Here is a 25,508-nt window from a genome sequence, read left to right on the forward strand (position 1 = left end):
CTGTGTCCTACGCCTGCTCAAATCCACGTTTGACTTCGTAATCGGTAACCACACGATCAAAATCTTCCTGCTCCCACTCCGCGCAGCGCACGTAGTGATCAATAACGTCGTTACCCATGGCCTCCCGCAGCATGGTCGAGCCGCGTAACGATTCCGTGGCTGCCCTCAATGTGGCTGGGATACTGCGCGCAGACTCGGCGCCATAGGCATTGCCGGAGAACTCCGGCTCCAGTTCGAGCTTGCCTTCGATACCGGCGATGGTGGCGGCAATCTGCGATGCCAGCGCCAGATACGGATTGAGGTCCGACCCGCCGATGCGACACTCCACACGCACGGCGTCCGTGTTCGGTGCGACAACGCGGTAACCGGCCGTACGGTTGTCGATGGACCAGACAGTGCTGGTCGGGGCAAAGGTGCCGGCGGCAAATCGTTTGTACGAGTTAACGTAAGGCGCGAGGAAGAAGGTGGTGTCGTTGGCGTATTCCAGTAGCCCCGCCAGCGCATGCTCCATGGTTTTGGACATACCATGGGCACCATTGGGGTCATAGAACACTGATTTTCCGGTACTGTCCGAGAGGGCCTGATGGATATGGCTGGACGACCCGGCGGCGTTGTGATTCCACTTGGCCATGAAGCTCACACTGCGCCCGTGCTGCCAGGCGATTTCCTTGACCGCATTTTTCACCAGAACGTGAGTGTCGGCCATGGTGAGCGGGTCGGAGTAGTGGATGTTGAGCTCGGCCTGCCCGGCGTCGGCCTCACCCTTGCTGCTCTCGACCGTGATCCCCGCCTGGTAGAGCCCATTGCGGATGGGCCGCATCACGTCTTCCTCACGGGTGGTCTGGAAGATGTGGTAGTCCTCGTTATAGGGGCTGATGGGCGTCATATGGTGATACTGACGCTTCTGCATCTCCTCAAAGGTCTCCCGGAAAATGAAAAACTCCAGTTCGGTGGCCGTGGTCATCTGCAGTCCCATGGCTGACAACCGTTCCAGCTGTTTTTTCAGCACCGCCCGGGGCGAGTGCGGTACCGGCTCATGGGTGGCGTGATCAATCAGATCACACAGAATAAAGGCGGTACCCTCGAGCCATGGCAGGCGGCGCAGGGTGGTCAGATCCGGCTTCATCACATAGTCGCCATAACCGGCCGCCCAACTGGTCGAGGCGTAGTTCTCCACCGTTGTCATTTCCAGGTCGGTCGCCACCAGGTACTTGCAACAGTGGCTCTCTTCCCAGGCGGTGTCGATAAAGTACTGGGCCTGGAAGCGCTTGCCCATGAGACGCCCCTGCATGTCCGGAATCGCCGCCACGACCGTATCGATGGTGCCGTCCTCGACACACGTTTTCAGTTCTTTAAAAGACAGTTGAGCTGCCATCTCACCGCTCCGCAATATCAGTTAGGCTAAAAGGCGCCGCGCTCAGTGGCGAGTGAATCCGCTAGTGATCGCCACTGAACGCAGTGTTTCTCTGCGATCCCATCAGGTGTATCGATAGGGCCGCCCCGCCTTCTCCATTTTTTCGTTGTATTCCTTGAGGATCTTGACGACCCGGGCCTTGGTTTCGGATTCCTGGGCAACCTCGTCCCAGAACACACGCGCGGCCTTTTCGACTTCTGCCCACTCCTTGTCCGGAATGGTGGTCAGCTTCATCTTCGTGCCGTCTGTACGCAGTTTGGCCTCACCTCCCCAATACCACCACTGGCGGTAGTAGTGGGAGCTGTCCATGGTCAGTTTGAGCAGTTCCTTGAGATGATCCGGAAGCTCGTTGTAGCGGTCCATGTTGGCGAAGAAGGATCCCGCCCAGGCACCGGAGATGTTGTTGGTCAGGAAGTAGTTGGTCACATCCGCCCAGCCCACCGTGTAGTCCTCGGTAATGCCGGACCAGGCAATGCCGTCCAGCTCACCCGTCTGCACCGCGACTTCGATGTCTTCCCAGGGCAGTTGAACCGGTACCACGCCGAACTGGCTCATAAAGCGGCCGGCAGTGGGGAAGGTGAACACACGCTTGCCCTTGAGATCCTCAAGGCTATGGATCGGCTCTTTGGTGGCAAAGTGGCAGGGGTCCCAGGCACCGGCGGACAGGTGTTTCACGCCCACCTTGGAATACTCTTCATCCCAGATTTCATTCAGGCCGTACTGATTGAACAGCACGGGTACGTCCAGCGAATAGCGGCTGGCGAACGGGAAGTAGCCACCGAAAACAGTAACCTCGGTGGGTGAGGCCATGGAATCGTCATCGGACTGAACCGCGTCAATGGTGCCTTTCTGCATGGCGCGGAACAGTTCCCCCGTGGGCACAAGCTGATCGGCAAAATAGAGCTCGATCTGCATCTCTTTGCCGGCAATACGGTTGAAACTGTCGATCGCTGGCTTGACCACATGCTCTGCCAGGGCCGGCCCGGCGTAGGTTTGCAGTCGCCATCGTATTTTCGGCTCCTGCGCGTAAAGTCTTGGCGGCGTAAGGGCGGCGGCCCCGGCCAGTGCTGCTACGGATGCTGATGCGAGAAAGTTACGTCTTGTGGTCATGGCGACCTCCTTGACTGACGCTTGTTATGGAAGCCAACCCGGCTTCCGGGGTGTTACTCGACATTCGTGTTCATCCAAAACGTTGACGGTTCATCGGTTGTAAACGTACTCCGGCAGCCAGAGCGCAATCTGTGGAAATGTCATGATCAGCGACAGAGCCACCAGCATCACGCAGACAAACGGGAGAATTGAACTGTAGATATCGCGCAGGGAAATTTCAGGCGGCGCCATGGCCCGCATCAGGAACAGGTTGTAACCGAAAGGGGGCGTCATGTAGGCAATCTGGGTGGTAATCGTGTAGAGCACCCCATACCAGATCAGATCAAAACCAAGAGCTGCCACCAACGGCACGTACAAAGGCGCCACAATCACCAGCATTGCGGTATCGTCCAGGAAGGTACCCATCAACAGAAACGACAACTGCATCATGATCAGGATCATCCAGGGATTAAGCCCCAACTGCTCGGTAAACAGGCTGTCGATGGCCTTTACCGCGCCCAGCCCATCAAACACGGCACCGAAACCCAGGGCGGCGAGGATGATCCACATGAACATGCAGGAAATGGCCAGCGTCTGGCGTACGGACGCTTCAAACACGGCCCGGGTCATCCGGCGTTTGAGGATCGCTGCGATGAATGCCGCCATGGCACCGATGGCCGAACTTTCCACCAGGCTGGTCCAGCCTTTGACGAACGGCACCATCATAGAGGCGAAAATAACCACCGGCAGAACCCCGGCACGCAACAGACGCAATTTCTCGCTCAGGCTGACCTGGCGCTCCTCTTTTGGCAGCACAGGCCCAAGTTCAGGCTGAAGACGACACCGCACCGCAATGTAGACGATAAACATCACCGCCATGATCAGCCCCGGCACAACGCCCGCAAGCCATAGCTGTCCCACCGGCTGGCGGGCAATCATGGCGTACAGCACCAACACCACCGAGGGTGGTACCAGAATGCCCAGGGACGAGCCGGCCTGAACCACACCCGTCACCATGCGCTTGTCATAACCCCGCCGGAGCAATTCGGGCAGTGCAATGGTGGCACCGATGGCCATACCCGCAACCGATAGGCCGTTCATGGCCGACACCAGCACCATCAGGCCAATGGTGCCAATGGCAAGCCCGCCATGAATCGGCCCCATCCAGACATGAAACATTCGGTAGAGATCGTCGGCGATTTTCGATTCCGAGAGCACGTAGCCCATGAAGATAAACATCGGCAGCGTCAGCAGCGGATACCAGTTCATCAGCTTCATGGCGGATGAGAAAGGGATATCGGAACCACCGGTTCCCCACAGCGCCAGCGCTGAGGCCGCAGCAACGGCACCAATGGCGCCAAACACGCGCTGGCCGGTCATCAGCATCAGCATCATTGAGGCAAACATGAAAATGGCGATGAGATCGTAAGACATCAGATGTCTTCTCCCCGAATGCGTGCGATGTCTTTGAAAAGCTCCGATACCGCCTGCAACAGCATGAGTGAGAAGCCGATGCACATCACCACCTTGATCGGCCACATGTAGGGTCGCCACGCGGATGCGCTGCGTTCGCCGTATTGAATCGCATAGCTCGTGCTGTCGTAGGCGCCGTACAGGAGCACGCCCAGAAAGAAAATCAGGAAGAAAATGGTGAAGACATCGAACCAGGCTTTTTTACGGACGGACCAACCGCCGTAAAACAGGTCCATGCGCACATTGGCGTCCAACTGGATGGAATAGGGACCGCCCAGGATGTAATACGCCACCATGGCAAACTGAGCGGCTTCGAGTGTCCATAAAGAGGGAAGGAAAAACGCTTTGGAAATGGATGACCAAAGCAGAATAGCGACCATGACAAAGATGCCGTACATCACCGCTCTACCCACACGGTAATTCACGGCATCCACGAAACGGATGTATCCGTTGACGAACGGTGGCATCCACAGACCCCACTCAATGCGTTAGTGAGCCAGTCAGACAGCCGAGTGGCCATGGACTGCTGTTTTTCTGTAGCGAACTTTCAAGCTAGCACAGCATTTTTAATCTGTCGCATTAGCAGGGGGTCGTAGTCAGGGACCAACCTCGGGTGCCGGGTCCGGGCCGCCTTCGCGGAATTCGCTGGCCGACTTGCCAGTCCACTTGCGGAAAGCCCGGCTGAAGTTGGACAGGTCCGCGTAGCCCAGCTCATAGGCGATCTCGCTGACTGACTGGTTGGTGTACCGCAGGAGTTGGATGGCACGGTCTTTCAGGACAGCTTCCACGATTTCGCGGTAGGTGGTGTCCTTTTCCGCCAGCCGCCGCTTCAACGTGCGGGACGATACGCAGAAGCGTTCGGCCATGGTCTCCAGGGACGGCAATGGCCCGGGCATCACGTGGAGCATGTTGCGAATGGCGTAGGAAATATCGCCCTGGTCTTTCAGGGCTTTCTGCAGTTCGAACTCACACTGGTCCCGTGCCATCCGCGAGGCCTCGGCATCCGCCAGTCGCATTCGGGTATCCAGTAGCCCCTTGGGAAACACCATGGTTTCCTCCGGTTGGCCGTATTCGAAGGGCACCGGTAATTGAGGGGCGAACCTGCTGTAGTAGGAGGGTTCCGGGGATGTCAGTTGTACCTTCACACCCGGGAGCTTGCCGGTTTCCAGCGCGAATCCACGTTTCTCCGCGTCATCACGGTCGATCAGCTGTTCCGCCAGCATCATCAGGGTGGCACTGACGGTTTCTGCCAGGAAGCGGTACTGGGTAGGCACGTCGAATTCCGTGCGCAACCGCACCAATACATGGTTACCGGCATCGGTCACGGCCATGGTGAGAAAGGGCACCCGCAGTTGCAGGTAGCGCCGCACCGAGTCCAGGGCTCCAGCCAGGGTGGGGCTGGTCAGAGCCGCGAACCCGAGGGTGCCGTGGATGGTAACCCGCAGCTCCCGCGCCAACGTAAAGCTCAGGCCGTCTTTTCCCGCCAGGGTCAGCGCCCGTTCCACCATCACAACGGCATCGGTGACAAACACCCGGCTGTCATTGGATTTCAGGTCCTGGGGCGTGAACGCCATGCCTTCGTACAGAACACGGTCGTTGTGGCCCAACTGCCGCACCACATCCGCCAGCACCCGGAGGTACACACCGGGAACCAGGAACAGCCCCAGCATCTGCCGTTCTTTTTCCGGGCCCGGGTTCGCCATGCAGGTTCCTTCTCGTTGTGTGAGATTTGTTGTGGGAAGACTCACTGCCACCGATGCTATCAGAAGCCCGGCACAGCCACACTGTGACTGGAGGCACCGGCAACCACGTCAGCACAGTCAATTGAGGCCGCCCCTGGCCCGTCCTCCACGATGGCCGTCCCCTTTTCGCATTCAAAGCCCGCCTTGACTCACACACACTGGTCCCATCACATCAGCCATAGCGCCCAAGCGCAGGAGTAACGACATGCTGAGAACGAAAACCACTGAGTCAAAGCCGGTTGCACGCACCCCGGACAACGTTGCCATCAAGCCACAGCGCATGGGGTTTGAGTTCGGAGAGAAGGTTCCCCACTACTGGCTGGACAACAGCTACATCCTGAGCCACACCATGAACGCCCTGTCTGTGCTGTTCCCGCAGGGCGAGCAGTTTTTCGTGGATTCGGTCCGCTACTATCAGGATCAGATCAACGACCCCAAGCTGAAAAAAGAAGTCAGGGGCTTTATCGGCCAGGAAGCCATGCACTCGCTGGAACATGAGTCCATGAACCAGCACGTGCGGGATCAGGGCATGCCGGTGGAGGAACTGGAAGAACACCTGGAAGTGGTGTTGGGCATCGCCAAGAAGCTTCCCAAGCGGCACCAACTGGCCATCACCTGCGCCCTGGAACATATGACCGCGATGATGGCGGACATGCTTCTGGAGCGCAGCGACGTTCGCGAAGACATGCACGAAACCATGCGCCCGCTGTGGGTGTGGCACGCCATTGAGGAAACCGAGCACAAAGCGGTAGCCTACGACGTGTTCAACCAGGTGGGAGGCACCTATGCCGAGCGCACGTTTTACCTGGCGTTCAGTACAGCCGCGTTGGGCATGATGGCCAGTTACTTCACCACCCGGATGATGCTGAATGATCCGAAGAACTTCTCACTGAAAGGCTCTGCCCGCGGCTTATGGCGGATGTGGGGCAAAAACGGAACCTTCTCCAGCCTGATTCCCACCTGGCTGGAATACTTCAAACCGGGATTCCACCCCTGGGACCACGACAACAGCGAACTGATTGCTCGCTTCAAGGAGCAGATCAACGAGTACATTGCCCCGCAGTATCAGAAGGGAAATCGCGGGACTATTCAGTAACCCTGTATGTCAGTAACCCTGGATGATCACTAAGTCCTTGCTGTCGCAAGCGGGCCTTTGACCGGCGAAAGGCCCGCCCTGGCGACCCGATTGCGCCCGGCCCGCTTGCTGCTGAACAGGCAGCGGTCGGCAATCCGGAACAAGGACTCGGCTTCGATGGCATGATCGGGATAATGCGCAATTCCGAACGATGCGGTCACCCGGATCAGGGCATCACCATAAGGAAGTTCGCTGTCGGCAATACGCTGGCGCAACTCGTCCATTAACTGGAACGAATCCTCGAGTTTCACATCCCTCAGAATCAACCCGAATTCCTCTCCGCCCAATCGTCCCACTGCGTCGGTGGTCCGCAGACGTTCGGTGAGCTGCTTGCCAATGTTTTGCAGAACATGGTCCCCGGCGTCATGGCCCATGGTGTCATTCACTACCTTGAAGTGGTCGATGTCCATAATCACCAGGGCAAATCCCGAACCACTGCGAGCACACTCCGCGAGGGTGCGGTCCAGGGTGCTCTGGAAGTTCGCACGGTTGGCCAGTCCTGTGAGCGCATCGGTCTGTGCAAGGGTGAACAACTTCTGTTCGGCTTCCTCGCGGCGGGTTTCGTAAAAATGGATAAAGCTCAGCATCAGGATGGCGCAGAGCACCATGTTTAGGAGGTCGATCACGCCGCCGGCATCAGCGACAAACTCCAGGTGGAAGTAGTAGGTGACACAGCCCGCCACCACAAACGGCGCGCTGAGCAGGAAACCTTCTTTCTTTCCCAGCAGCAAATACGCCAGAACCGGTATCATCAGCACCCACACGAAGGCAGACACCGAGGCTTCGGGTACCAGCATGATCATCAAGGCGAAGGAAAACCCCGTCATCAGATAACTGTAGATCCAGACCTGGAGACGAGGTGTGCGATTGATTCGGGTAACCCCAAAGAACAGGATAAGGCTCGCAATGAGCTCCCCCGTCGCGAGCCAGATATAGCCGTTCAGAATCTGCAGGCAGCCAAAAACCACCAGTGCAGAACCGGTCACGAGAAACAGCGCTCGCATCAGCGAACGACGGTGGGTGTCCCGGAGGCCTGAGCGGCTTTGTTCAAGCGACGCACCAAGGTCCGGGTGCTGGGGAGTGTTCATGCTGCCTCTTTCCCTGAAATACAGCGAGATTGGAATATCGGTGGCTGTATGCAAAATATACAGTGGCAGTCACTGGGCTTCAATCATCCCGGCCAACTGCCGCGAAACCACCGAAATACGGCAAGCATGAAAAAGGGTTCAGACGTAAAGATTTTTCCGCGAAAAACGCTCAACCAGAGGCTGGTAGGCGGACCCCAGAACCCGGTTCAGGGCATCGATGCCCCAGGCATCGGGCCCGACCAGAATTCGGGATTCATCCTTCAGAATGCCACGGACGATGATATTCGCCGCCTTTTCCGGAGTGGTCATGGCGAGCTTGTCGAAGCCCTTGCGCTGGGCCTCGGCGTTCTCCGATTTACCCATACGCGCCGCATTCGCAATGTTGGTGCGGATGCCACCGGGATGAACGCAACTCACCGCGACCGGCTGCTTTTCCAGCTTCATTTCCTGGCGCAGTGACTCGGTAAAGCCCCGAACCGCAAATTTGGCAGCATTGTAGGCACTCTGTTTGGGCACACCAATCAGCCCGAACACACTGGAAATGTTCACCACGTGCCCGTCACCTGAGGCTATCAGGTGCGGCAGGAAGGCCCGGGTGCCATGGGCCACGCCCCAAAAATCGATGTCCATGACCCACTTGAAGTCATCGTCCGTCATCTCCCGCACGGACGCAGACAGTGCAACTCCAGCGTTGTTTATCACCAGGTTCACCTGGCCGAAATCCTTGGTGACCTGCTCAGCATGAGCGTAGATGGCATCCCGGTCTGACACATCCAGGGTATAGGTGCGAACTTCCGCCCCGCTGCAACCAGCTGCGGTTTCCGCAAGGCCTGTCTCGTTGACATCGGAAAGCGCCAGGCGACAGCCCTTTTCCGCCAGTGCCACGGCCAGCGCTCGGCCTATGCCGGAACCTGCGCCGGTAACCACGGCTACCCTGTTGTTCAGATCTTTCATGGTCGATGACCTCTCGTTGTGCGATGTGTTGCTTACTCTAACAGGTGTCGGGCCGCTGGATATGGCGAAAGCGCGCCTATGACCGGGGCATTCGGGCCACCCGATGCCCAGGGTTCAGCAACACCACGAATATCGTGACTCCGTCCCCATGAATGTGCACAATCCGGGACGACGTTGGCCGGGTTTGGTTACAATCTCCTGGCCAACCCTTTTTCCTGTCACTAGTGGATGTTGCTGTATGGAATGGAGTCTCACGCATGTCTGGCTGATACTCGCCCTCGTATTGAGTCTCGCAGAACTGACGTCCGGTGTGCTGGTGCTACTGGCACTGGGTATCGCAGCTGCTTTAACGGCGCTGTTGAGCGCTCTCGGCGCCCCTTTCGAATGGCAACTGGTCGGTATGGGCGTGTTTTCGGGCATTCTGGTGCCCATTGCCATTCGCTGGATCAAACCGAGGTTTTCCCCCAAGGGTGTCGCTTACGGGACGACCGGCACCGGCGTCGAGCAGGGCAAGCAGTATCGCACGCTGAAGCGCGATTTTGACGGTGCCAGTGGCATCAAGGTCAACGGCGACTTCTATCGCCTCCGCACCAGCGATACCGGCATGACCGAACTGCCCGCAGGCACCGAGGTTACTTTCGAACGTTTTGACGGCACCACTGCCGTTGTTCACACGATCACTAAAAAGGAGCAGTAAACATGGAAAACGTGGTTTCCCCGGGGTTGGTGATCAGCCTTATTTTCGTCGTCATTGGTATTTTCATCATCGCCAAGGGCCTGGTGATTGTGCGCCAGTCCGAAGTGATGGTGATCGAGCGGCTAGGGTCATTCAATCGCATACTGGAGAGTGGTGTTAACATCATCATCCCCTTCATCGAGCGCCCGCGCGCTATCACCATGACCCGCTACGTGCGCATCGGCGACGAATATCATCCAAGCAGCAGTTTCGAAACCCGCATTGACCGCCGCGAAACCGTCATGGACTTCCCCGGTCAGCCGGTGGTAACCACCGACAACGTCACCGTGAACATCAACGGCGCGCTTTACTACCAGATTATCGACCCACGCCGTGCGGTTTACGAAGTGGCCAACATGAGCCAGGCGGTCGAGGTTCTGGCTAAAACCACCCTGCGCTCCGTGGTGGGCAAGATGGAGCTGGACAAGCTGTTTGAATCCCGTAGTGAAGTGAACAACGCCATCCAGGCCGAAATGGAAGAAGCGGCGTCAAAGTGGGGTGTGAAGCTGACTCGCGTTGAAGTTCAGGACATCAGCATGCCGGAGGAGGTGGAAGAGGCCATGCGCCTGCAGATGGCCGCCGAACGTAAGCGTCGCGCCACGGTGACCGAGGCCGAAGGTGAGAAGTCTGCCGCCATTGCCATGGCCCAGGGCCAGCGGGAATCCGCCATCCTCAACGCTGAGGGCGACAAGGAATCTGCCATCCTGCGAGCCCAGGGTGAGCAGGAGTCCATCCGCCTGGTTTTGAGTGCCATGGGTGACACCGAAGAGAACAAGCAGACCGTTATCGGCTATCTGCTGGGACAAAGCTACATCAAGGTACTGCCGAACATGGCCAAGGAAGGGGAACGGGTCTTCGTACCTTACGAGTCATCCGCCCTGCTGGGCTCCATGGGCATGTTCCGGGAACTGGCGGGCAGCCCCGAAGACATCGTGCGCCAGAGTGTGAAACAGGATGGCCTGCGCGGTGGTATGGTGGCGGCCGGCAACAGCTAGAACATGCGGACACTCAGCGGCTTCGGCAGCCCCTATTCCAGGAGGTTGTCGAGGGGTCGCTGATAACCCGGCGCAAACACTTCCAGGAAATACATCACCTCCGGCAGGGCGTCATCCTCCAGCTTTTTCAGGATGTGACCCGCAGCTGGCTCAAACTCCTTGTTGCCCGCCTGCATCTCAGCCTGGCATTTCAACAATGCCGAGAGTCGGTCGGCCGCTTTGATCAATTCTTTCTCCTCATGACCCCATCCGGATTCACGAACATAGGGCGCAAAATCCTCCCGCAGATCCGCCGGTAGTAGCGCCAGCAATTCGGCCTCAGCCTTGTGTTCGATGTCTCCAAACGCTTCCCGCATAACCCGGGAATGGTATTTGACCGGTGTCGGCATATCGCCTGTAATAACCTCTGTGGCATCGTGGTAGAGCGCTGCGGCAGCGATCCGGTCAGCGTTGACCTGCCCGCCAAAATGGCGGTTACGGATAATCGCAAGCGCATGGGCCAGGGTAGCCACCTCCCAGGAATGCGTGGCAACATTTTCCTCGATCGCGTTGCGCATCAACCCCCATCGCTTGATCCACCGCAGGCGAGACACGTAGGCAAAGAAATGGCTGAGAGGGCGTTTCATATTGGGCGCTTCACATTTTGCATGAGTTTAATAGTTGGCCTCTTTTGGCTAAGATTAAATAGTGGTAATGTGAATGGACGTTCAAACCTTGATGCTGGGAAGCACGCCACCTTGAAACTCCGACACCGATTTAATCGCAGACATATGCCGAAAGCCGCTCTTTTAATACTCGGCCTTACGCTAACGATCGTTTTTAAATCCACGGTTTCCGCACAGACCGAAATTGCTGTCGGCGTCTATGACTACCCTCCTATTGCCAGTGTGAACAGCGAAAACCAGGCCGAGGGCCTACTCGGTGATCTGCTAGGAGAGCTGGACTCAACAAACAACAACGTCACGTTCCGAGTTGTCTACACCTCCCCCAAGCGCCGGCACCTGGATTTCCACGCGGGATTGTACGACGTTATTTTCTTTGAAAACCCGAGCTGGGGTTGGGAAAATCTGCCTGTTAGCACCTCCCGACCGATCCTGATGGACGACGATATCTATGTCGCGCTCAGCAAACCCGGTCGTGACCAAAGCTTCTTTGACAACATCACCGAGCGACACATCGTTGCCATCTCGGGCTATCACTATGGCTTCGCCGGCCTGTCCACGGATAACGCCGAGCTTGAGAAGCGGTTCAGTATCGAGTTCTCCCACAGCCACAGCCGCAATCTTGAACTGATCAAGGCGGACCGACCGTCACTGGCCGAAGTGGCCGTGGTCAGTCGCTCCTATCTTCAGAGCCACATGAACAACCATCCCGAGGACAGGGGCAGGTTCCTAGTGTCCGATAGCCCCGATCAAACCTACCTACTACATATCATGGCACGGAAAAACGGCCCCATCGACACGGACAATCTGGAACAGTTGCTGTCCCCGCTGTTCAAAGACGGGCGCTACCAGCAACTTGTCGGTCGACGCGGCCTCCAGTTACCGCCGGGCATCCCTGACTCGGCAACTCCCTGATCCCAACCGCTGTCACCGCACATCCAGCTCAAAGCTGATGGTCACGGTGCCGGCCTCATCGGCCGTGGCATCGCGAACGGGGTCAAGCAGGTATACCTGGTTCTCCGACGCTCCATACTCCTGCAACATTTGCTCCCGGAGCCATACCCCCCGGGATGTTGCCAGGTTGCCCAAGGCCTCGGGCGGCAGCTCCATATCCGCTATCAGCCGTTTCACCAGCGCCTGCTCCCACTCCCGTTCGCCCGGTTCTGCGCTCCCGCCGGCAACGTCGTTTCGGAAAGCGTCCGTTGAAGCAACATAATCCGAGTCCGAGTACGCCTGCTCAAGCCGAGCGATACGCGCTGACGCGGAAGTCTCATCTGCTATGCCCAATTGCTCGAACAGTTTCTGCCGCCGCAACGCGTCTCCGTCCGCCTCCGGTGCTACCGCTCCACGAACATTGAGCGCAAGATCAGGACGTTCATTCAAAGCCTTGCCCAGTGCCTCCAGTTTGACGTCTTCCTTATCGGCAAGCTCCGTGCGCCCCGCTTCAAAACGCACACTGCCCAGCTCTTCTCCCGACAGGCCCGCAAAATCCGCAATCGAACCCAGCATGCTGAATGGCGACGTGGCGGCTTTGGCAACGAGGTTTACGAATGTCCTCATGACAACCTGACCAATATTGAAGTCCGGACTTTCCAGATCTCCGCTGATGGGCAGGTCGATATCGATGACACCCTGCCGATCACGCAGTAACGCCAGGCCAAGCTTGACCGGTGCACTGACGGCCTCGTCACTCGGAACAGGGCCTCCAAGCTCCAGTCGATCCAGGATAACGCTGTTGGCGGCATCCAGACGGCTGCCGGAAAACTCATAATCCAGATCCAGCTTGAGCTTGCCGCTGTCCACGCTGTATCCCAGGTAACGGCCAAAATACGGCGACAGCATGGGCAATGAAACGTTCTCCATAGTCAGCTTCAGATCGCTCACATTATCGGTTCCCAGTGTGCCCACGGAACCATCCAGCGCCATGGTTGCCACATCGCCAACCCGCCCCTGGATCGAGACCTTGCCCTGTTGCGGCGCCACGTTGCTAAGCCCGGCTACCGAGCCGCGCAGCTGGTCGAATCGGGTTGCGAACGTCGGGTCCAGGGTCCGATCGGTGTAGGAGATGGCGCCTTCTTCCAGCATCAGTTGGCCGATACGGAAGATGAAGCCGGGTTCGTCGTCACTACTGGTTGTTTCCTCATCTGGCGAGGGTTGATCCGATGGCGAAGATCTGACAATCCGCTCAACATTGTGAACGCCATTGCTTTCACGAACCACGTTCACCACGGGACCCGCCAGGGTAATGGTGCCAATTTGCAGCCGCGCTGGCGCGACGTTGTATTCCAGTGGTTCCAGGCGTACGCTCTGCCAACGGATCAGGGGCTGGTCACTGTCGCCAAGACGCAGATCCAGGGAGGCCACCTCGCCAGTCCCACTAAACGTACCCGTCATCGGGTCTTGCTGTTGGTCCAGATCCAGGTTGCCATCGACGGACAAAAGGCCATTCCTGACCTCCAGGTTCGCCGCCTGGTTGATATAGGCCCCAAACTGCGAAAGAGCAACCTTACTGCCAGACAGCCCGGCCTCCAGCGTGAAAGGCGCCAATGTGGCCTGACCATTGATCGAAAGTCTCCCACCACCGTTCAGTGCACCACTGGCGTTGTAATTGACCGGTTCCTCCAGGCGATGGGAGATCTCATCGATACTGATCGACAGGTCCTCAAGGGCCAGTTCGGCGGGCAGTTGCGGCTGCTCGTCCCGCCAGTTCACGTTGCTGTTGGCCAGTTCCACGCCGGACACAGACCAGCGAAATGGCACACCTGCTCCACCATCGTCACTGCCTGTTTCGTCCGTACCATCCTGAAACGGTGCCAGCAGATTGAGCTGGCCATCCGTGTCGCGATGCAGGGACAGGCTGACGCCATCGATATTTACGGTACCCGTCGACAGTTCCCGTTCGTTAAGCCCGAAACGGATACCACCCACGCTCAGGCGGTCCGCGCTCAGTAGCTCATCGTCGTTTCCAGTCTCAAGGCCGAGATCGACATCGTTAATGGTGAGCTGGCCCTCCGAGGTGGTTAGATACAGCTCACCGGAAGAACGCAGTTCGTACTGCGAACTGAGGGTCACACTGCCGCTACGAAGCTGGTAGGGAAGATAGGGCTTGAGGAAATGCTGCAGGGTTTCGTGGGACACCTCGCCAAGTTTGAGAAACCCTTTTGAATAGAGAGGGGCGATACTCAGGTTGCCTTCCCACTCAATGGTCTGGCACCCGACCGCTGCCAGCAGGTAATAGTTGCTGTCGGCGTCCTCACGGGGCCAGGTGGCCAGGTCGTTCAATGCCAGATCCAGGGGCGTAACCCGGAATTCCTCATGGCCTTGCTGGCTGAAATCCCGGAACAGCAGCTCGCCACCCGAGACCCTGATCCGGTCAAAATAGACTCTGGGCGGCTCTCCTGAATCTGCTTCCTCGGGCGCCGGTTCTTCGCCACCAGGATTGTTGGCCTGCCAGTCCCGGGCGAAGTTGACACTATAGTCCTCCAGCAAATCCACGCGAACGTAGGGGGCTTCCAGCTCAATCTCCTGCAGCGCTACGATTCCGGTTAGCAATCGCCAGACGCCGAGGTTGGCGTAAAGGCTGTCAAAGGCAACCACCGGTTCGCCTTCAGCGTCCCTGGCCTCCAGGCCAACGGCTTCGACGCTCATGGCGAAGGGGTTCACCTGGATCTCTTCAATCTCGGCCTGCCACCCCATGTGTTGGTCCAGCCGCTCCGGCAGCGTTCGCTCCAGCCACCATGGCAGTAGCGCAAACCCGGCGAGGGCATAGATCACCACCAGCACCAGTACCACTATCGAGATATTTCTGGCAGACAATCGTCGTTTGCGGTTCGCAGCCACCGGGCTCTCCTTGTTTTTCAATGCTGACAGGCGCAGTCTGTCGCCAATCTGTCCACCAAGGATAGCCCGCCAGTCACCGGTTTGTCAGCCGGACAGCGCGATGGACTGACATGGAGCGACGAACCCGATATTCTGTTTTCACCGTATCAAGCGACGAAATCCCTCATTCAGGAAACCCGAATGGATATTAGCGATATGCGCCGCGACTTCGAAAGCGAAGGCCTCGAGCGCGACGCCCTTGATGACAACCCCGTCAGACAATTCCAGAACTGGTTCGCGGATGCCCGTGAGGCCGGCATTCTTGAGCCCAATGCCATGTCACTGGCCACCTCAGGCGGAGACGGTATGCCTGACATACGAACCGTCCTGTTGAAATACTTCGACGACGCCGGCTTCGTATTCTATACCAACTACGGCAGCCGCAAGGCCCACGAGATGGCAGAAAATCCAAAAGCCGCCCTGCTGTTCCCCTGGATCGGGCTGAACCGCCAGGTGCGGATTCAGGGCCATGTGGAAAAGGTCAGCAAATCCGAATCCCTGAGGTACTTCACCTCACGTCCCCGGGGCAGCCAGATTGGTGCCTGGGTATCCGAACAGAGCAGGGCGATCAACTCCCGCGGTTTGCTGGAACAGAAAGTGGCCGAGATGAAACGCCGGTTCAAGGACGGCGCGATCCCGCTACCCGATTTTTGGGGCGGTTACCGCGTGGTGCCGGAACGAATCGAGTTCTGGCAGGGGCGGCCGAGTCGCCTGCATGACCGCTTTGAATACGTCAGGCAGGGCGATGGCTGGCACATCGACCGTCTACAGCCGTAATCCGCGCGGCTCCACCAACCTCAGGCGAGAAGGCAGGACTATGGACAATCAACAACGCTGTCCCTGGTGTGGCGATGACCCGATCTACGTTCACTACCACGACACCGTATGGGGCCGCCCCGAATACGACGACCTGGCGCTGTTTGAGAAACTGTGCCTCGACGGCCAGCAGGCGGGCCTGAGCTGGATCACCATACTCAAGAAACAGGACAACTACCGTGCCGCCTACGACCATTTCGACCCTGAAAAAATCGTCCGTTATGACGAGGCCAAAGTCGACGCCTTGCTGCAGGACACCGGCATCGTCCGTAACCGCCTGAAAGTCGAGTCCATCATTCGCAACGCCAGGGGCTACCTGGAGCTGCAGGATCAGGGCCACTCGTTCAGTGACTTCCTGTGGTCGTTTGTCGGTGGAGAGCCTATCCAGAATCACTGGCAGCGCTTTGCTGACGTACCGGTTTACACACCCGAGGCTGAAGCCATGTCCAAGGCACTGAAAAAACGCGGCTTCAACTTTGTGGGGCCCACCATTGTATATGCCTTCATGCAGGCCACGGGCATGGTCAATGACCATCTCGTTCAATGCCCCCAGCACGCCACCTGCCGTGAGCTCGCGGACAATGTCTGACTATTATTTCCGCGGCGTTACACGACTGGAATGATCCCAAACGATCCGTTGCTCGTAAGTCCGTGGGTAGCACATCATCCCCGCGTTTTACGGTGAGAGTCATACGGTGAGAATAACCCTGCAAGAACTCAGGCAGTCGACCTACCCGGCCATTGAGAGGGTGGGTATGGAGCCCGCCGCTATCGAACCAATGAGGATTCGGGTTCAGGGGAAAAGCTCGTGATTGCCGTCGCCAGGCTGGCGATCGTCGTCGGCATTGGCGGCCTCCTGCCGTTCCTTGCCGCCATTCTTGGGCTCTTTACGTTGCCTGAACAGAGCCTGGCCATCTCCCGCTATTTCTACCTGTACAGCGCGGGCATTCTGGCCTTTATGGCGGGCATCTACTGGCCACTGGCCATGCAGCTTGAGAATCGCTGCTACCCGATTTCCCCCCTGGTAACCATGTTGTTGAGCCAAGTGTTCTTCATCACCGCCGGCATTGGTCTGCTGTTGCCCATTGCCGGCCAGATCCTGGTTTACACGCTGGCCTATGTCGCGCTGTATGTCGTCGACGCTCGCTGGATGAGGGGCTATTGGCCGGACTGGTATCTGAAGTTGCGGCTGGGACTGACGGCTGTTGTCCTGGCGTGCCAGGTAGCGGCGGGCGTCTGGTTCGTTCTGGCCCAGAGCTAAGCCAGTCGATCCCAGCCCTGGATGCTAACCCCGGAGCTCGTCGTTGGGGTCGATAAATCGGCCCTGCAACTTTTTCAGGGCGCTTTTCTCTATCTGCCGCACCCGTTCCCGGCTTATTCCCAGGTCATCGGAGATGACCTGCAGGGTTTCCGGTTCGGGGAGCCCCAGGCCGTAACGCCTGGCCAGGACATCCTTTTCCCGCGAGCTCAGTTCCGCCAAGAGAGTAGCCAGTGTCCGCTTGCGGTCACGCTGGGCCATGTCGTGGTCCGGCGCACACTGATCGTCTGCGCTGAGACTGTCACCCAGCGTAATGCTACCCTCCGTGCTCACCGGCAGATCCACCGACACTTCCATGCTGGCCAGCGCCCGCAGCTCACCAATGCGGGACGGCGACACTTCAATCTCCCGCGCCAGTTCAGTCTGCGACGGCGTGCGGCCTAATGTCTGGTGCAGCACCAGGGATTTTTTCTGCAACAGACGGATTTCATCGACCACGTTTTCAGGGGTATGCACAAGCCGGGTTCCGCGCTTCATGCACCGCTTCACCTCTTCGCTGATCCACCAGTAGGCATAGGTCGAGAAACGAAAGCCCTTGGTAGGATCAAACCGCTCCACGGCCTTGATCAGACCCACATTGGCATCCTGAATGACATCCGACATGGGAATACCGCGGTTGGCGTAGCGCCTTGCAATATGCACTGCAAGCCGGAGGTTGCTGCGAATCAGCCGCTGACGGCTTGAGGTGGCAAGATGATAGGCACGACGACACCGCGTCGAAAAAGCACAGGCGTCGCCCAGGCTTCCAACCACTTCGCGGAATGTCTGAGGGGTACCTTCCGGCAAGGCCAGCTCGGCAGATATGATCCGATAGCAGAAGGTCAGACGCCGTGAAAGTCGGCGCTCGCCCTCATTGGTGAGCAATTCGTAACGGGACGCATCCCTGAAGTACAGCCCCACCAGGGATTCCGTTTCGCCGGAATGGGCTATGGTCGGAGACGGCCCCGGGCTCTGAACATCAGTCATGGCACAGGTTCCGATCGCGAATTTCCAGAGGATACGCGCGGAACAGCGTCATGGATCCCCCCGCACAGGGGAACCCGAAGCCAATAACGGCAATTACGGACAGAGTTGTACCTGTTCGGATCAGGCCGCGACGATCGCGTACTCGTGGTTATGGGGTTCGATCAGAATGCCGTGAAGCGCCACAATGGTCTTCTCATAGGCGTCCTCATCCACCACGAACTGGATGTCCACCTGCCGCATACACTGGTGCAGGGCCAGAACGCTGATGTCGTCGTCCGCCAGGGCCTTGACTGACCGAGCCAGGATGCCCGACACCTTGATATCACTGCCAATGGCAGACACGATCGCAACCTTGCGAGTGCTGATTTCCGCATTGGGAAACTCGTCTTTCAGCGCTCTCACCACCCGTTTGACGTGTTTGAGCGTACTGTCCACGTAATGGGTAATGGTGTTGGCGTTGGTGTCCTTCGATACGAAGCGCACCTTGAAGCGACTGAGCACTTCGAGAATGCGACGATCGGAACCCGGCTCACCCTGCATGTCCTGGTCGAACACCTCAATGGCAAACACGCCTTTGTTACCGGCGATGATCTCTACCTGAGGCTTCTCACTGACGTAGTCGCCGGTGATTAGGGTACCGGTGTGCTCTGGCTCGAAGGTGTTCATCACCCGCAGCGGAATCTCGTTTTGACGCATGCCCTTGCCAGCGCGCGGGTGGATGGCTTCCATACCAAGGTTCGCCAACTGGTCAGCAACGTCGTAGTTGGTGCGCCCCAAAGGCACGACCTTATCCGCACCAACAATGTTGGGGTCAGCAGAACTGAGGTGGTATTCCTTGTGGATGATCGCTTCGCGGGCGTTGGTAATCACCGCGACCCGGCTGAAGGTCATCTCGCTGTAGCCCCGGTCAAAGGTACGCATCAGGCCTTCCTTGCACTGGGCGTAGCCGGTGACAATCGGCAGCTCACGACTCAGGTCCACCGCATCGAACGCCTGCTTGAGCTTTTCATCCAGCGGCAACAGTTCATTGTCGCGCCACCCGGTCAGGTCCACAAACCGCGCGTTGATGCCTTCCTGCTGGAGCTTCAGGGCGGTGTTGAAGGCACTGTGGGCCTCACCGATACCGGCCAGCATTTCACGGACCGTCAGCAGATGCTCCTCAAGCTGGAACTGGCCGTAGGAACACAGACGCTGAAGATCAATCAGGCAACCGCGAACGCCTTCGATGCGGTCGGTGATGAACTGGTCCGCCTGCTGCTTGAGCATGGGATCCGGGAACAGCTCGCCATTGATGTCGGTCAGGAACTGGATCAGTTTGGTGAGGTCGTCGCCCCACGCCCAGTCCGACTCGGCATCGGCGAACAGGGCATAGACACCCGGCTCTCCGGTTTTCTTGTGCTCCAGCAGTTCATCGGTGACACCGCCATAGGCGGAGACCACGAAGATGCGCTGGTACAGGTCGTCCTTGGTGCGCCCGCCGAGAATGATGTTGTCGCGCACCGCCTCATAATTGCTCATGGAGGTGCCGCCGATTTTCTCTACGGTATGTAGTTCGCTAGTCATAGTGTTACCGTCGTTATCCTGCAGAATGAGTGTCGGGAGATGGTAGGCGTCTCAGGACGCCTTGCTCACTCCCTCCTGCATGATTTCGTCCACGCTTTGACCTAGAAGTTTAGCACCTTTGCGCAGATCATCCTCGCTGGTGGTCAGCGGCATCAGGCATTTGATCACTTCGTCATTGGGACCGCTGGTTTCAATAATCAGGCCCTTCTCAAAGGCGCGACCGGTTATCTTGTCCGTCACTTCAGCGTCGGTGGCTTCAATGCCACGCATCATGCCCCGGCCTTTCATTTTGAACTCGCCCGGGTACTTGTCACAGATTGCCTGCAGCCCTTCAGCCAGAACCTCGGTCTTGGCTTTCACTTCGTTGGCAAAGGCATCGTCTTTCCAGTAGGTCTCGACTGCGGTGCGGGCGGTGACAAAGGCCATGTTGTTGCCCCGGAAGGTGCCGTTGTGCTCACCCGGCCCCCAGACATCAAGCTCCGGCTTGAACAACACCAGCGCCATCGGCAGGCCGTAACCGCTCAACGACTTGGATACCGTCACAATATCCGGCTTGATGCCGGCAAACTCGAAACTGAAGAACTCGCCGGTACGGCCGTTCCCTGCCTGGATATCGTCAACGATCAACAGAATGTCGTACTTCTTGCATAGCTTCTCGAGGCCCTGCAGCCATTCGGCGCGGGCAGCGTTCAGCCCGCCTTCGCCCTGGACCGCTTCAACAATGACCGCTGCCGGCAGTTCAAAACCTGAGGAGCCGTCGGACAACACCTTGTCCATGATTTCCAGGGTATCTACGTTCTCACCCAGGTAGCCGTCATAGAACATGAAGTCCACATTCCCCAGCGGGGTGCCAACGCCACCACGGTGGTGCTTGTTACCTGTGGCCGCGACCGCGCCCATGGTGACACCATGGAAGCCATTGGTGAAGGACACGATGCCATTGCGGCCTTTCACCTTGCGAGCCAGCTTCAGGGCCGCTTCCACGCTGTTGGTGCCGGTAGGGCCGGTAAACTGCATTTTGTAGTCCAGGCCACGGGGGTCCAGGATGTGTTTCTTGTACGACTCAATGAAATCGTGCTTGGCGGTGGTAAACATATCCAGGCCCTGGCTGACACCATCACTTTCAATGTACTCGAGCAGCGCTTTCTTGAGAATGTCGTTGTTGTGGCCATAGTTCAGTGACCCGGCGCCGGCCAGGAAGTCCAGGTATTCCTTGCCATCTTCGGTGTACAGGTGCGCGTTCTTGGCACGGTTAAAGATCACCGGAAAGGCACGGGAATAAACGCGTACTTCGGATTCGGTCGACTTGAAAAGTTCCATTGTCTTGCCTCTTAGCATGTCAGGTTCGAGGTAACTGTGCGGTAGCACGTTGGTTGAAGCCGTTGTGACAGATTCACCTCAGCAATCTGCCGGCTAGTCCAAACAGGGGTATCGATCGTTCGGGAAGGCTGCTACGCCGTCTTTGTGAAAGGCCCGATGCGGAGCAGAAACTCGGAGTCGTGCTTGCCGCCAAAGTGGGTGTCTTTCTCAAAGTGCTCGTGGTAGGTCAGTTCAGCACCCATGTCACGGGCAAAGGACCGGAACAGCGCCCAGGAAGCCTCATTGTCTTCAGTGATTGTGGTTTCCATGTGGGTCACGTCTTTACACGCGTCCCTGGCCACAATCGCCTTCAACATCCGCTTGGCAAGACCCTGCCCACGACCTTTCTCGTGAACGGCCACCTGCCAGACAAAAACGGTTTCGGGCTGTTGGGGGGGAATATATCCGGAAATAAAGCCGACCAGATCGCCGTCTATCTCCGCGGCCACGCCGGTTTCGGCAAAATGGCTGCACTGCAGGAGGTTGCAGTAGATCGAGTTGGGGTCCAGCGGGGGGCATTGTGCCACCAACTGGTGAAGCCTGTAGCCATCATCCTTGACCGGCGTGCGGAGGGTGATGGCGGTGGTATTCGAGCCTTCTGATGTCATAACGTGATCGATTCGCCTCAAAAAGTTAGCGTTAAATTATATAGACCACAAAATATATTTCAAGTCGGCGCTCTGGGGCCGCCAGCCCCGATGACTACCTTTCACCTTTAGAATAGACATTATTACACCAACCGCCAGTGACAAATTCGTTACCCCATAGAGGCCCCTCCAGAGGGGAACGTAATATCGTCGTCGGTTATCGAAGTCCCTCCAACGATCCGGTCCCGGTACGACACAGCGGCCGCTGAACCAGGGGGCCAGAGTCGGTCGAACTGCGCCAACCAGCTATCGACATCATAGGCCACGGGCAGCAGTGAGACACTCAAACCCTGGCGCTCAAGACCGACAACCGGCTCAGCGGCGGGGCTTGCCAGACCAATCCGGGTAATCAGCCCACGGAAGTCCCGCAACAGGTTCCCCATTCCGGCCGACCCGTTGTTGGCAACGACGCAATGTCGCTCGCTCACCATGCCCGACCACAGCACTGGCAGGCAGGTGTGGGTAGAGACAATCACATCAGCACCGCTGGCGCGGAACCACTCCGTCAACTTCGCCTCGTTACCAGCCACAAAGGATTCATGGGCTAACCCCCAACCGGCAAGGGATTCCGGATCTCCGTGAATCACCAAAACCTTTAGGCCTCCAAATAACAAGCAGCGATAACGGGGCAGTGATGACAATCGCACCTGGATGTCCGGATGTTCTCCAGCCATGGCCTGCAAGCGCTCTATCATGGCGTTCGAGCGCTCGACCACGCCCTCATCGACAAAATCCGGATAGGCACAACCACAACCCGCGCCATCGTTTGGATTGGCCAGTTCATAATCAACATTGCCGAGGCAGGCGGTGTGGTCCAGCACCCGGTTGTTGATCGCCCGAAACAGGCTGTCACTGGCGTTGAACCAGTTGAAATCGCCGTTGAATACCAGCGTTACCCGATGGCCCTGGCGCTCCTCTGCCAGTGCCATTCGCTCAATTTCGTCCAGAGCGTATGGGTTGCCATAGAGGCCACCGACAACATACACCACATCCCCTGCCACCGACTCCGGCTCAGCGCACAGGGAAGCAGGATCGTAACGGTACGCCAGCGGACAACTTCGGCCCTCGGTCACGACACCACCTCCTAAACTTCACCAGCCGCTAGTGAGCGCCCGGCAAGCCGGCGGACGACCAGCGGCATAAAGAAGCCAGCGGTACAGATCAGGAAGCCGTAGGCGTTTACACCCAGCAGCATGGCGTATTTGCCGTCGCCGATGGCCCAGCTGGCGGGAATCAGCCCCGTTGCCAGCAGCACACCCAGACCCAGGCCGGTCCAGAAACTGAGATGGAAGCTCCAGGGCGACCAGCGGGTAAAACCGTAAAACAGGAACACCGGTGCCAGCCCCATCACCATGGTGCCGGAAATGGTGGTGGCCTTGAGAATATCGGTGCCGGCAAACATCGGCAGGTTACCCAGCAGCGCGAACACAATCATGATCACTGCACCCACGCGAACGCTCGGCAAGCGGTCTTTGGCACGTTTCGCCAGCCGTGGCAGATCCACCGCCAGGGACTTGGCCAGCGAACTGAACGTGGAATCCAGCGTGGAGCCGGCGGAGGTCATCATCACCACACTCATGAAGAAGAGCGCCGCCAACCCAAGCGATTGCCCGACAGCCGCGGGCGCATTACCCATGGCCTCAATGCCATTGAGTCGGGCGTGAACACCGACGAGGCTGAAGATAAACACCGCCACAAAGCCCAACAGTCCGGCCACCACGAAGCTCTTCAGCATGGTCTTTTCCTTGTTCACGAAGCCGCGGTCGGTTAACACCGGATCGTGGAAGGGGTAGCTGAACATCTGCAACAGCGCGACGAGCAACAGGTCAAAGCCGGCATTGAGCTTGAACTCACCGTCGGTGAGCAGGGCACTGGTGTCATTGGCTGGCACAATCAGGAACAGCACCGCGCCGACAAAGAACACAAACACGAACGCCTGAATCACATCCGTGAAGATCGACGACCGCAGGCCACCTTTCAGGCTGTAGGCGAGGGTAAAGACGGTAAACAGCATCGCCGCAGAGTAATACTCCCACTCACCCGGCAGCCCGAAATAGCCGCCCACCACGGCGGTGTTACTCCAGACTTCGTTATACAGACGAATCAGGATGGCCGCTGCAAACGCCAGACTGGCCAGCCGGCCAAAGCGCGACGTGAGAAAATCCTGCAGGCTGCGGGCACCGGTCTGGGTCCGAATCAAATATATGATGTAGCCGGCCACGGGAATCGACAGCCAGTAACTGGCGTACGCCAGACCGCCGGTGACGCCATAAGCAGCCCCCAGGTTGGCCGCGTTGGTCACCGACTTGGCAAAGATCCAACTGATGAAAATACTCGCCGTCAGCGACCACTGACTTACCGGGTTACCCTGATCATCCGCCCCCTTATAGAACGAATTGGCGTTCTTGCTCTTGGGCGACAACACATACATCACCACCCCATAAACCACCAAAAAGCCCCAAAACAGGGTCGCTTCCGTGAAATTCATCGTCTGTCTTTTCCTCGTCCGTACTTGTTTTAATCCAGCGAATTGCAGTCATTCAACCGCGGTCTGGGGGTGGTGTTTTATTTCCGCCAGGAAAAAGGTGTCTGAGCAAAGCGAGTTCTTTTTCCCAAGGAAATAAAACACCACCCCCAGGCCGCCAACTCCCAGCAACCAGTCCTAAAAAAGAATCACCCAGGCGCCGAACAACTAGCCCCAAACCGATAACAGGCAAAACACCGGTGATGCCGCAACATAATCCGCTCATCCATGCTCTCCGCCAGCGTCCCGCCAAGGTCATACTGCGGATCGTCATCCACCAACGTGCAGGCATACACCCGCACCCGGTCATCGCGCTTCACCAACATGCGCGTATAAGTACACATGAAGTGCGACCGCGCCTCTTTGGTGGGGTACTTCTCCATGCAGGTTTCGGTAATCTCCGGGCTGCCGTCCTCTGAGCCGGGCGTTCCCAGATCAGGGAACGCGGTGAACGCCAGCGTTTCAGGAATGCCCCAGTCCCGCAGAATCTCGCGGAAAGCCGCTTCCACATCGGCCGGGATCTCCTCCAGATCGGTTTGCCGGGCAATCGACACTTCAAACCCCTGATCCACCAGCCAGCGTATGCCTTCAAGAGCCTTGTCAAAGCTACCTTCACCCCGATCCACGTCATGCCGGGCCCGGTCAGGGAAGTCCAGGCTGACGCGGAAATGGATCGGGTAGGCGTTGTCCAGCAACGGCAGCACCTGATGACGGCGTTTGAGCAGTGGATCCGTGGCATTGGTCAGGACAAAGCAGGGACGGTGCTGGCTGGCGTAATCGAGGATATTGATGAAATCCTTGATCACGAATGGCTCACCGCCGGTAAAGGAGAACTGCTCCACCCCCATATCCAGGGCTTCGTGGATAAAGGGTTTCACGTCGCTCAACTTCATGCCCGGAATACGGCCATCGCCGGGGTGTGACCCTTCCAGGCAAAACGGGCAGGCCAGGTTGCAGGCGGTGCCGGTATGAATCCACAGTTCCTTGAGCTTGTCGGAATCAATGTAGCCGCGTGGATCGCCGTTGCGAGTGTGAGTCCAGCTGTCGCGGGCCCTCGGTTCCAGCACTTCCACGGCGGGAATACGTCTTTCGGCGGTTTGGGTCAGGGGCATAGCTGCTCCGTGTTGACGGTGAATCTTTTAGTGCTG

23 protein-coding genes are annotated in these 25,508 nt (G+C 57.9%); 7 read left to right on the plus strand and 16 right to left on the minus strand.

Features of this window, described 5'->3' with window-relative positions:
• Positions 1–7 precede the first annotated feature (7 nt).
• The 5 genes from R1T46_RS03245 to R1T46_RS03265 form a co-directional block, all read right to left on the minus strand.
• On the minus strand, positions 8–1,375 hold the full coding sequence (locus R1T46_RS03245) for a glutamine synthetase family protein (protein ID WP_317307316.1): 1,368 nt from the start codon (positions 1,373–1,375) through the stop codon (positions 8–10).
• A 102-nt stretch (positions 1,376–1,477) separates the two neighbouring features.
• A complete protein-coding gene (locus R1T46_RS03250) occupies positions 1,478–2,524 on the minus strand; it encodes a TRAP transporter substrate-binding protein (RefSeq protein WP_007154840.1) in 1,047 nt (348 codons plus the stop codon).
• Positions 2,525–2,614: 90 nt separating this feature from the next.
• Positions 2,615–3,937 (minus strand): TRAP transporter large permease subunit, encoded by a 1,323-nt coding sequence (locus R1T46_RS03255; protein ID WP_317307317.1) that lies wholly within the window; start codon positions 3,935–3,937, stop codon positions 2,615–2,617.
• The gene (locus tag R1T46_RS03260; RefSeq protein WP_317307318.1) at positions 3,937–4,443 is read right to left on the minus strand and encodes a TRAP transporter small permease subunit; all 507 of its coding nucleotides are present in this window, start codon (positions 4,441–4,443) and stop codon (positions 3,937–3,939) included. The genes R1T46_RS03255 and R1T46_RS03260 overlap by 1 nt, the downstream gene beginning before the upstream one ends.
• A gap of 129 nt (positions 4,444–4,572) precedes the next feature.
• Entirely contained in the window at positions 4,573–5,679 is a 1,107-nt protein-coding gene (locus R1T46_RS03265; protein ID WP_317307319.1) for an AraC family transcriptional regulator, read from the minus strand.
• 244 nt (positions 5,680–5,923) lie between these two features.
• On the opposite strand from R1T46_RS03265, the gene R1T46_RS03270 reads away from it, so the two are divergent.
• Positions 5,924–6,814, plus strand: coding sequence for a metal-dependent hydrolase (locus R1T46_RS03270; RefSeq protein ID WP_317307320.1), 891 nt, complete (start codon positions 5,924–5,926; stop codon positions 6,812–6,814).
• A gap of 29 nt (positions 6,815–6,843) precedes the next feature.
• On the opposite strand, the gene R1T46_RS03275 is transcribed toward R1T46_RS03270, so the two are convergent.
• Both R1T46_RS03275 and R1T46_RS03280 read right to left on the minus strand, forming a co-directional pair.
• Complete coding sequence (locus tag R1T46_RS03275; protein WP_317307321.1) at positions 6,844–7,941, minus strand: diguanylate cyclase; 1,098 nt, start codon at positions 7,939–7,941, stop codon at positions 6,844–6,846.
• Between the two features lie 138 nt (positions 7,942–8,079).
• Entirely contained in the window at positions 8,080–8,895 is an 816-nt protein-coding gene (locus tag R1T46_RS03280) for an SDR family oxidoreductase (RefSeq protein WP_317307322.1), read from the minus strand.
• A 238-nt stretch (positions 8,896–9,133) separates the two neighbouring features.
• On the opposite strand from R1T46_RS03280, the gene R1T46_RS03285 reads away from it, so the two are divergent.
• Both R1T46_RS03285 and R1T46_RS03290 read left to right on the plus strand, forming a co-directional pair.
• Positions 9,134–9,592 carry a nodulation efficiency, NfeD-like protein gene (locus tag R1T46_RS03285; RefSeq protein WP_317307323.1) on the plus strand — a complete coding sequence of 153 codons (459 nt, stop codon included), beginning with the start codon at positions 9,134–9,136 and terminating at the stop codon, positions 9,590–9,592.
• 2 nt (positions 9,593–9,594) lie between these two features.
• Entirely contained in the window at positions 9,595–10,626 is a 1,032-nt protein-coding gene (locus tag R1T46_RS03290; RefSeq protein ID WP_317307324.1) for a stomatin-like protein, read from the plus strand.
• Between the two features lie 32 nt (positions 10,627–10,658).
• Here the strand turns inward: R1T46_RS03290 and yfbR are convergent, their stop codons facing one another.
• Positions 10,659–11,252 (minus strand): 5'-deoxynucleotidase, encoded by a 594-nt coding sequence (yfbR, locus tag R1T46_RS03295; protein WP_317307325.1) that lies wholly within the window; start codon positions 11,250–11,252, stop codon positions 10,659–10,661.
• Positions 11,253–11,396: 144 nt separating this feature from the next.
• Here yfbR and R1T46_RS03300 point away from each other — a divergent pair, with 144 nt between their 5' ends.
• Positions 11,397–12,203, plus strand: coding sequence for an amino acid ABC transporter substrate-binding protein (locus tag R1T46_RS03300; RefSeq protein WP_317307326.1), 807 nt, complete (start codon positions 11,397–11,399; stop codon positions 12,201–12,203).
• Between the two features lie 12 nt (positions 12,204–12,215).
• On the opposite strand, the gene R1T46_RS03305 is transcribed toward R1T46_RS03300, so the two are convergent.
• The gene (locus R1T46_RS03305) at positions 12,216–15,128 is read right to left on the minus strand and encodes a DUF748 domain-containing protein (protein WP_317307327.1); all 2,913 of its coding nucleotides are present in this window, start codon (positions 15,126–15,128) and stop codon (positions 12,216–12,218) included.
• A gap of 180 nt (positions 15,129–15,308) precedes the next feature.
• Between R1T46_RS03305 and pdxH the strand changes: the two genes are divergently transcribed.
• From pdxH to R1T46_RS03320, 3 genes are all read left to right on the plus strand, one after another.
• Positions 15,309–15,944: a pyridoxamine 5'-phosphate oxidase gene (gene pdxH / locus R1T46_RS03310; RefSeq protein ID WP_286810497.1), complete on the plus strand. Its 636-nt coding sequence runs from the start codon at positions 15,309–15,311 to the stop codon at positions 15,942–15,944.
• Between the two features lie 40 nt (positions 15,945–15,984).
• Positions 15,985–16,572, plus strand: coding sequence for a DNA-3-methyladenine glycosylase I (locus R1T46_RS03315; protein ID WP_036201909.1), 588 nt, complete (start codon positions 15,985–15,987; stop codon positions 16,570–16,572).
• Between the two features lie 219 nt (positions 16,573–16,791).
• Positions 16,792–17,244 carry a DUF3429 domain-containing protein gene (locus R1T46_RS03320; protein ID WP_036201907.1) on the plus strand — a complete coding sequence of 151 codons (453 nt, stop codon included), beginning with the start codon at positions 16,792–16,794 and terminating at the stop codon, positions 17,242–17,244.
• Between the two features lie 24 nt (positions 17,245–17,268).
• On the opposite strand, the gene R1T46_RS03325 is transcribed toward R1T46_RS03320, so the two are convergent.
• The 7 genes from R1T46_RS03325 to R1T46_RS03355 form a co-directional block, all read right to left on the minus strand.
• The gene (locus R1T46_RS03325; RefSeq protein ID WP_036201905.1) at positions 17,269–18,267 is read right to left on the minus strand and encodes an RNA polymerase sigma factor RpoD/SigA; all 999 of its coding nucleotides are present in this window, start codon (positions 18,265–18,267) and stop codon (positions 17,269–17,271) included.
• A gap of 120 nt (positions 18,268–18,387) precedes the next feature.
• Entirely contained in the window at positions 18,388–19,830 is a 1,443-nt protein-coding gene (locus R1T46_RS03330; protein WP_317307328.1) for an aspartate kinase, read from the minus strand.
• A gap of 51 nt (positions 19,831–19,881) precedes the next feature.
• Positions 19,882–21,150 carry a diaminobutyrate--2-oxoglutarate transaminase gene (ectB, locus tag R1T46_RS03335; protein WP_317307329.1) on the minus strand — a complete coding sequence of 423 codons (1,269 nt, stop codon included), beginning with the start codon at positions 21,148–21,150 and terminating at the stop codon, positions 19,882–19,884.
• A gap of 131 nt (positions 21,151–21,281) precedes the next feature.
• A complete protein-coding gene (gene ectA, locus R1T46_RS03340) occupies positions 21,282–21,797 on the minus strand; it encodes a diaminobutyrate acetyltransferase (protein WP_036201897.1) in 516 nt (171 codons plus the stop codon).
• A gap of 149 nt (positions 21,798–21,946) precedes the next feature.
• Complete coding sequence (locus tag R1T46_RS03345; protein ID WP_317307330.1) at positions 21,947–22,909, minus strand: hypothetical protein; 963 nt, start codon at positions 22,907–22,909, stop codon at positions 21,947–21,949.
• Positions 22,910–22,920: 11 nt separating this feature from the next.
• On the minus strand, positions 22,921–24,324 hold the full coding sequence (locus R1T46_RS03350) for a sodium:solute symporter family transporter (protein ID WP_036201891.1): 1,404 nt from the start codon (positions 24,322–24,324) through the stop codon (positions 22,921–22,923).
• Positions 24,325–24,509: 185 nt separating this feature from the next.
• Positions 24,510–25,472, minus strand: coding sequence for a radical SAM protein (locus R1T46_RS03355; RefSeq protein ID WP_317307331.1), 963 nt, complete (start codon positions 25,470–25,472; stop codon positions 24,510–24,512).
• Positions 25,473–25,508 lie beyond the last annotated feature (36 nt).

Source organism: Marinobacter salarius (genome assembly GCF_032922745.1).
GTDB lineage: Bacteria > Pseudomonadota > Gammaproteobacteria > Pseudomonadales > Oleiphilaceae > Marinobacter.

What these genes read in the sequence shown, in the direction of transcription:
- ectA (WP_036201897.1), bottom strand. Translation starts at nt 21,797, where the DNA reads ATGACATCAGAAGGCTCGAATACCACCGCCATCACCCTCCGCACGCCG.
- R1T46_RS03260 (WP_317307318.1), bottom strand. Translation starts at nt 4,443, where the DNA reads ATGCCACCGTTCGTCAACGGATACATCCGTTTCGTGGATGCCGTGAAT.
- R1T46_RS03245 (WP_317307316.1), bottom strand. Translation starts at nt 1,375, where the DNA reads ATGGCAGCTCAACTGTCTTTTAAAGAACTGAAAACGTGTGTCGAGGAC.
- R1T46_RS03250 (WP_007154840.1), bottom strand. Translation starts at nt 2,524, where the DNA reads ATGACCACAAGACGTAACTTTCTCGCATCAGCATCCGTAGCAGCACTG.
- R1T46_RS03270 (WP_317307320.1), top strand. Translation starts at nt 5,924, where the DNA reads ATGCTGAGAACGAAAACCACTGAGTCAAAGCCGGTTGCACGCACCCCG.
- pdxH (WP_286810497.1), top strand. Translation starts at nt 15,309, where the DNA reads ATGGATATTAGCGATATGCGCCGCGACTTCGAAAGCGAAGGCCTCGAG.
- R1T46_RS03285 (WP_317307323.1), top strand. Translation starts at nt 9,134, where the DNA reads ATGGAATGGAGTCTCACGCATGTCTGGCTGATACTCGCCCTCGTATTG.
- R1T46_RS03275 (WP_317307321.1), bottom strand. Translation starts at nt 7,941, where the DNA reads ATGAACACTCCCCAGCACCCGGACCTTGGTGCGTCGCTTGAACAAAGC.
- yfbR (WP_317307325.1), bottom strand. Translation starts at nt 11,252, where the DNA reads ATGAAACGCCCTCTCAGCCATTTCTTTGCCTACGTGTCTCGCCTGCGG.
- R1T46_RS03325 (WP_036201905.1), bottom strand. Translation starts at nt 18,267, where the DNA reads ATGACTGATGTTCAGAGCCCGGGGCCGTCTCCGACCATAGCCCATTCC.
- R1T46_RS03280 (WP_317307322.1), bottom strand. Translation starts at nt 8,895, where the DNA reads ATGAAAGATCTGAACAACAGGGTAGCCGTGGTTACCGGCGCAGGTTCC.
- R1T46_RS03355 (WP_317307331.1), bottom strand. Translation starts at nt 25,472, where the DNA reads ATGCCCCTGACCCAAACCGCCGAAAGACGTATTCCCGCCGTGGAAGTG.
- R1T46_RS03290 (WP_317307324.1), top strand. Translation starts at nt 9,595, where the DNA reads ATGGAAAACGTGGTTTCCCCGGGGTTGGTGATCAGCCTTATTTTCGTC.
- R1T46_RS03350 (WP_036201891.1), bottom strand. Translation starts at nt 24,324, where the DNA reads ATGAATTTCACGGAAGCGACCCTGTTTTGGGGCTTTTTGGTGGTTTAT.
- R1T46_RS03300 (WP_317307326.1), top strand. Translation starts at nt 11,397, where the DNA reads ATGCCGAAAGCCGCTCTTTTAATACTCGGCCTTACGCTAACGATCGTT.
- R1T46_RS03315 (WP_036201909.1), top strand. Translation starts at nt 15,985, where the DNA reads ATGGACAATCAACAACGCTGTCCCTGGTGTGGCGATGACCCGATCTAC.
- ectB (WP_317307329.1), bottom strand. Translation starts at nt 21,150, where the DNA reads ATGGAACTTTTCAAGTCGACCGAATCCGAAGTACGCGTTTATTCCCGT.
- R1T46_RS03265 (WP_317307319.1), bottom strand. Translation starts at nt 5,679, where the DNA reads ATGGCGAACCCGGGCCCGGAAAAAGAACGGCAGATGCTGGGGCTGTTC.
- R1T46_RS03330 (WP_317307328.1), bottom strand. Translation starts at nt 19,830, where the DNA reads ATGACTAGCGAACTACATACCGTAGAGAAAATCGGCGGCACCTCCATG.
- R1T46_RS03255 (WP_317307317.1), bottom strand. Translation starts at nt 3,937, where the DNA reads ATGTCTTACGATCTCATCGCCATTTTCATGTTTGCCTCAATGATGCTG.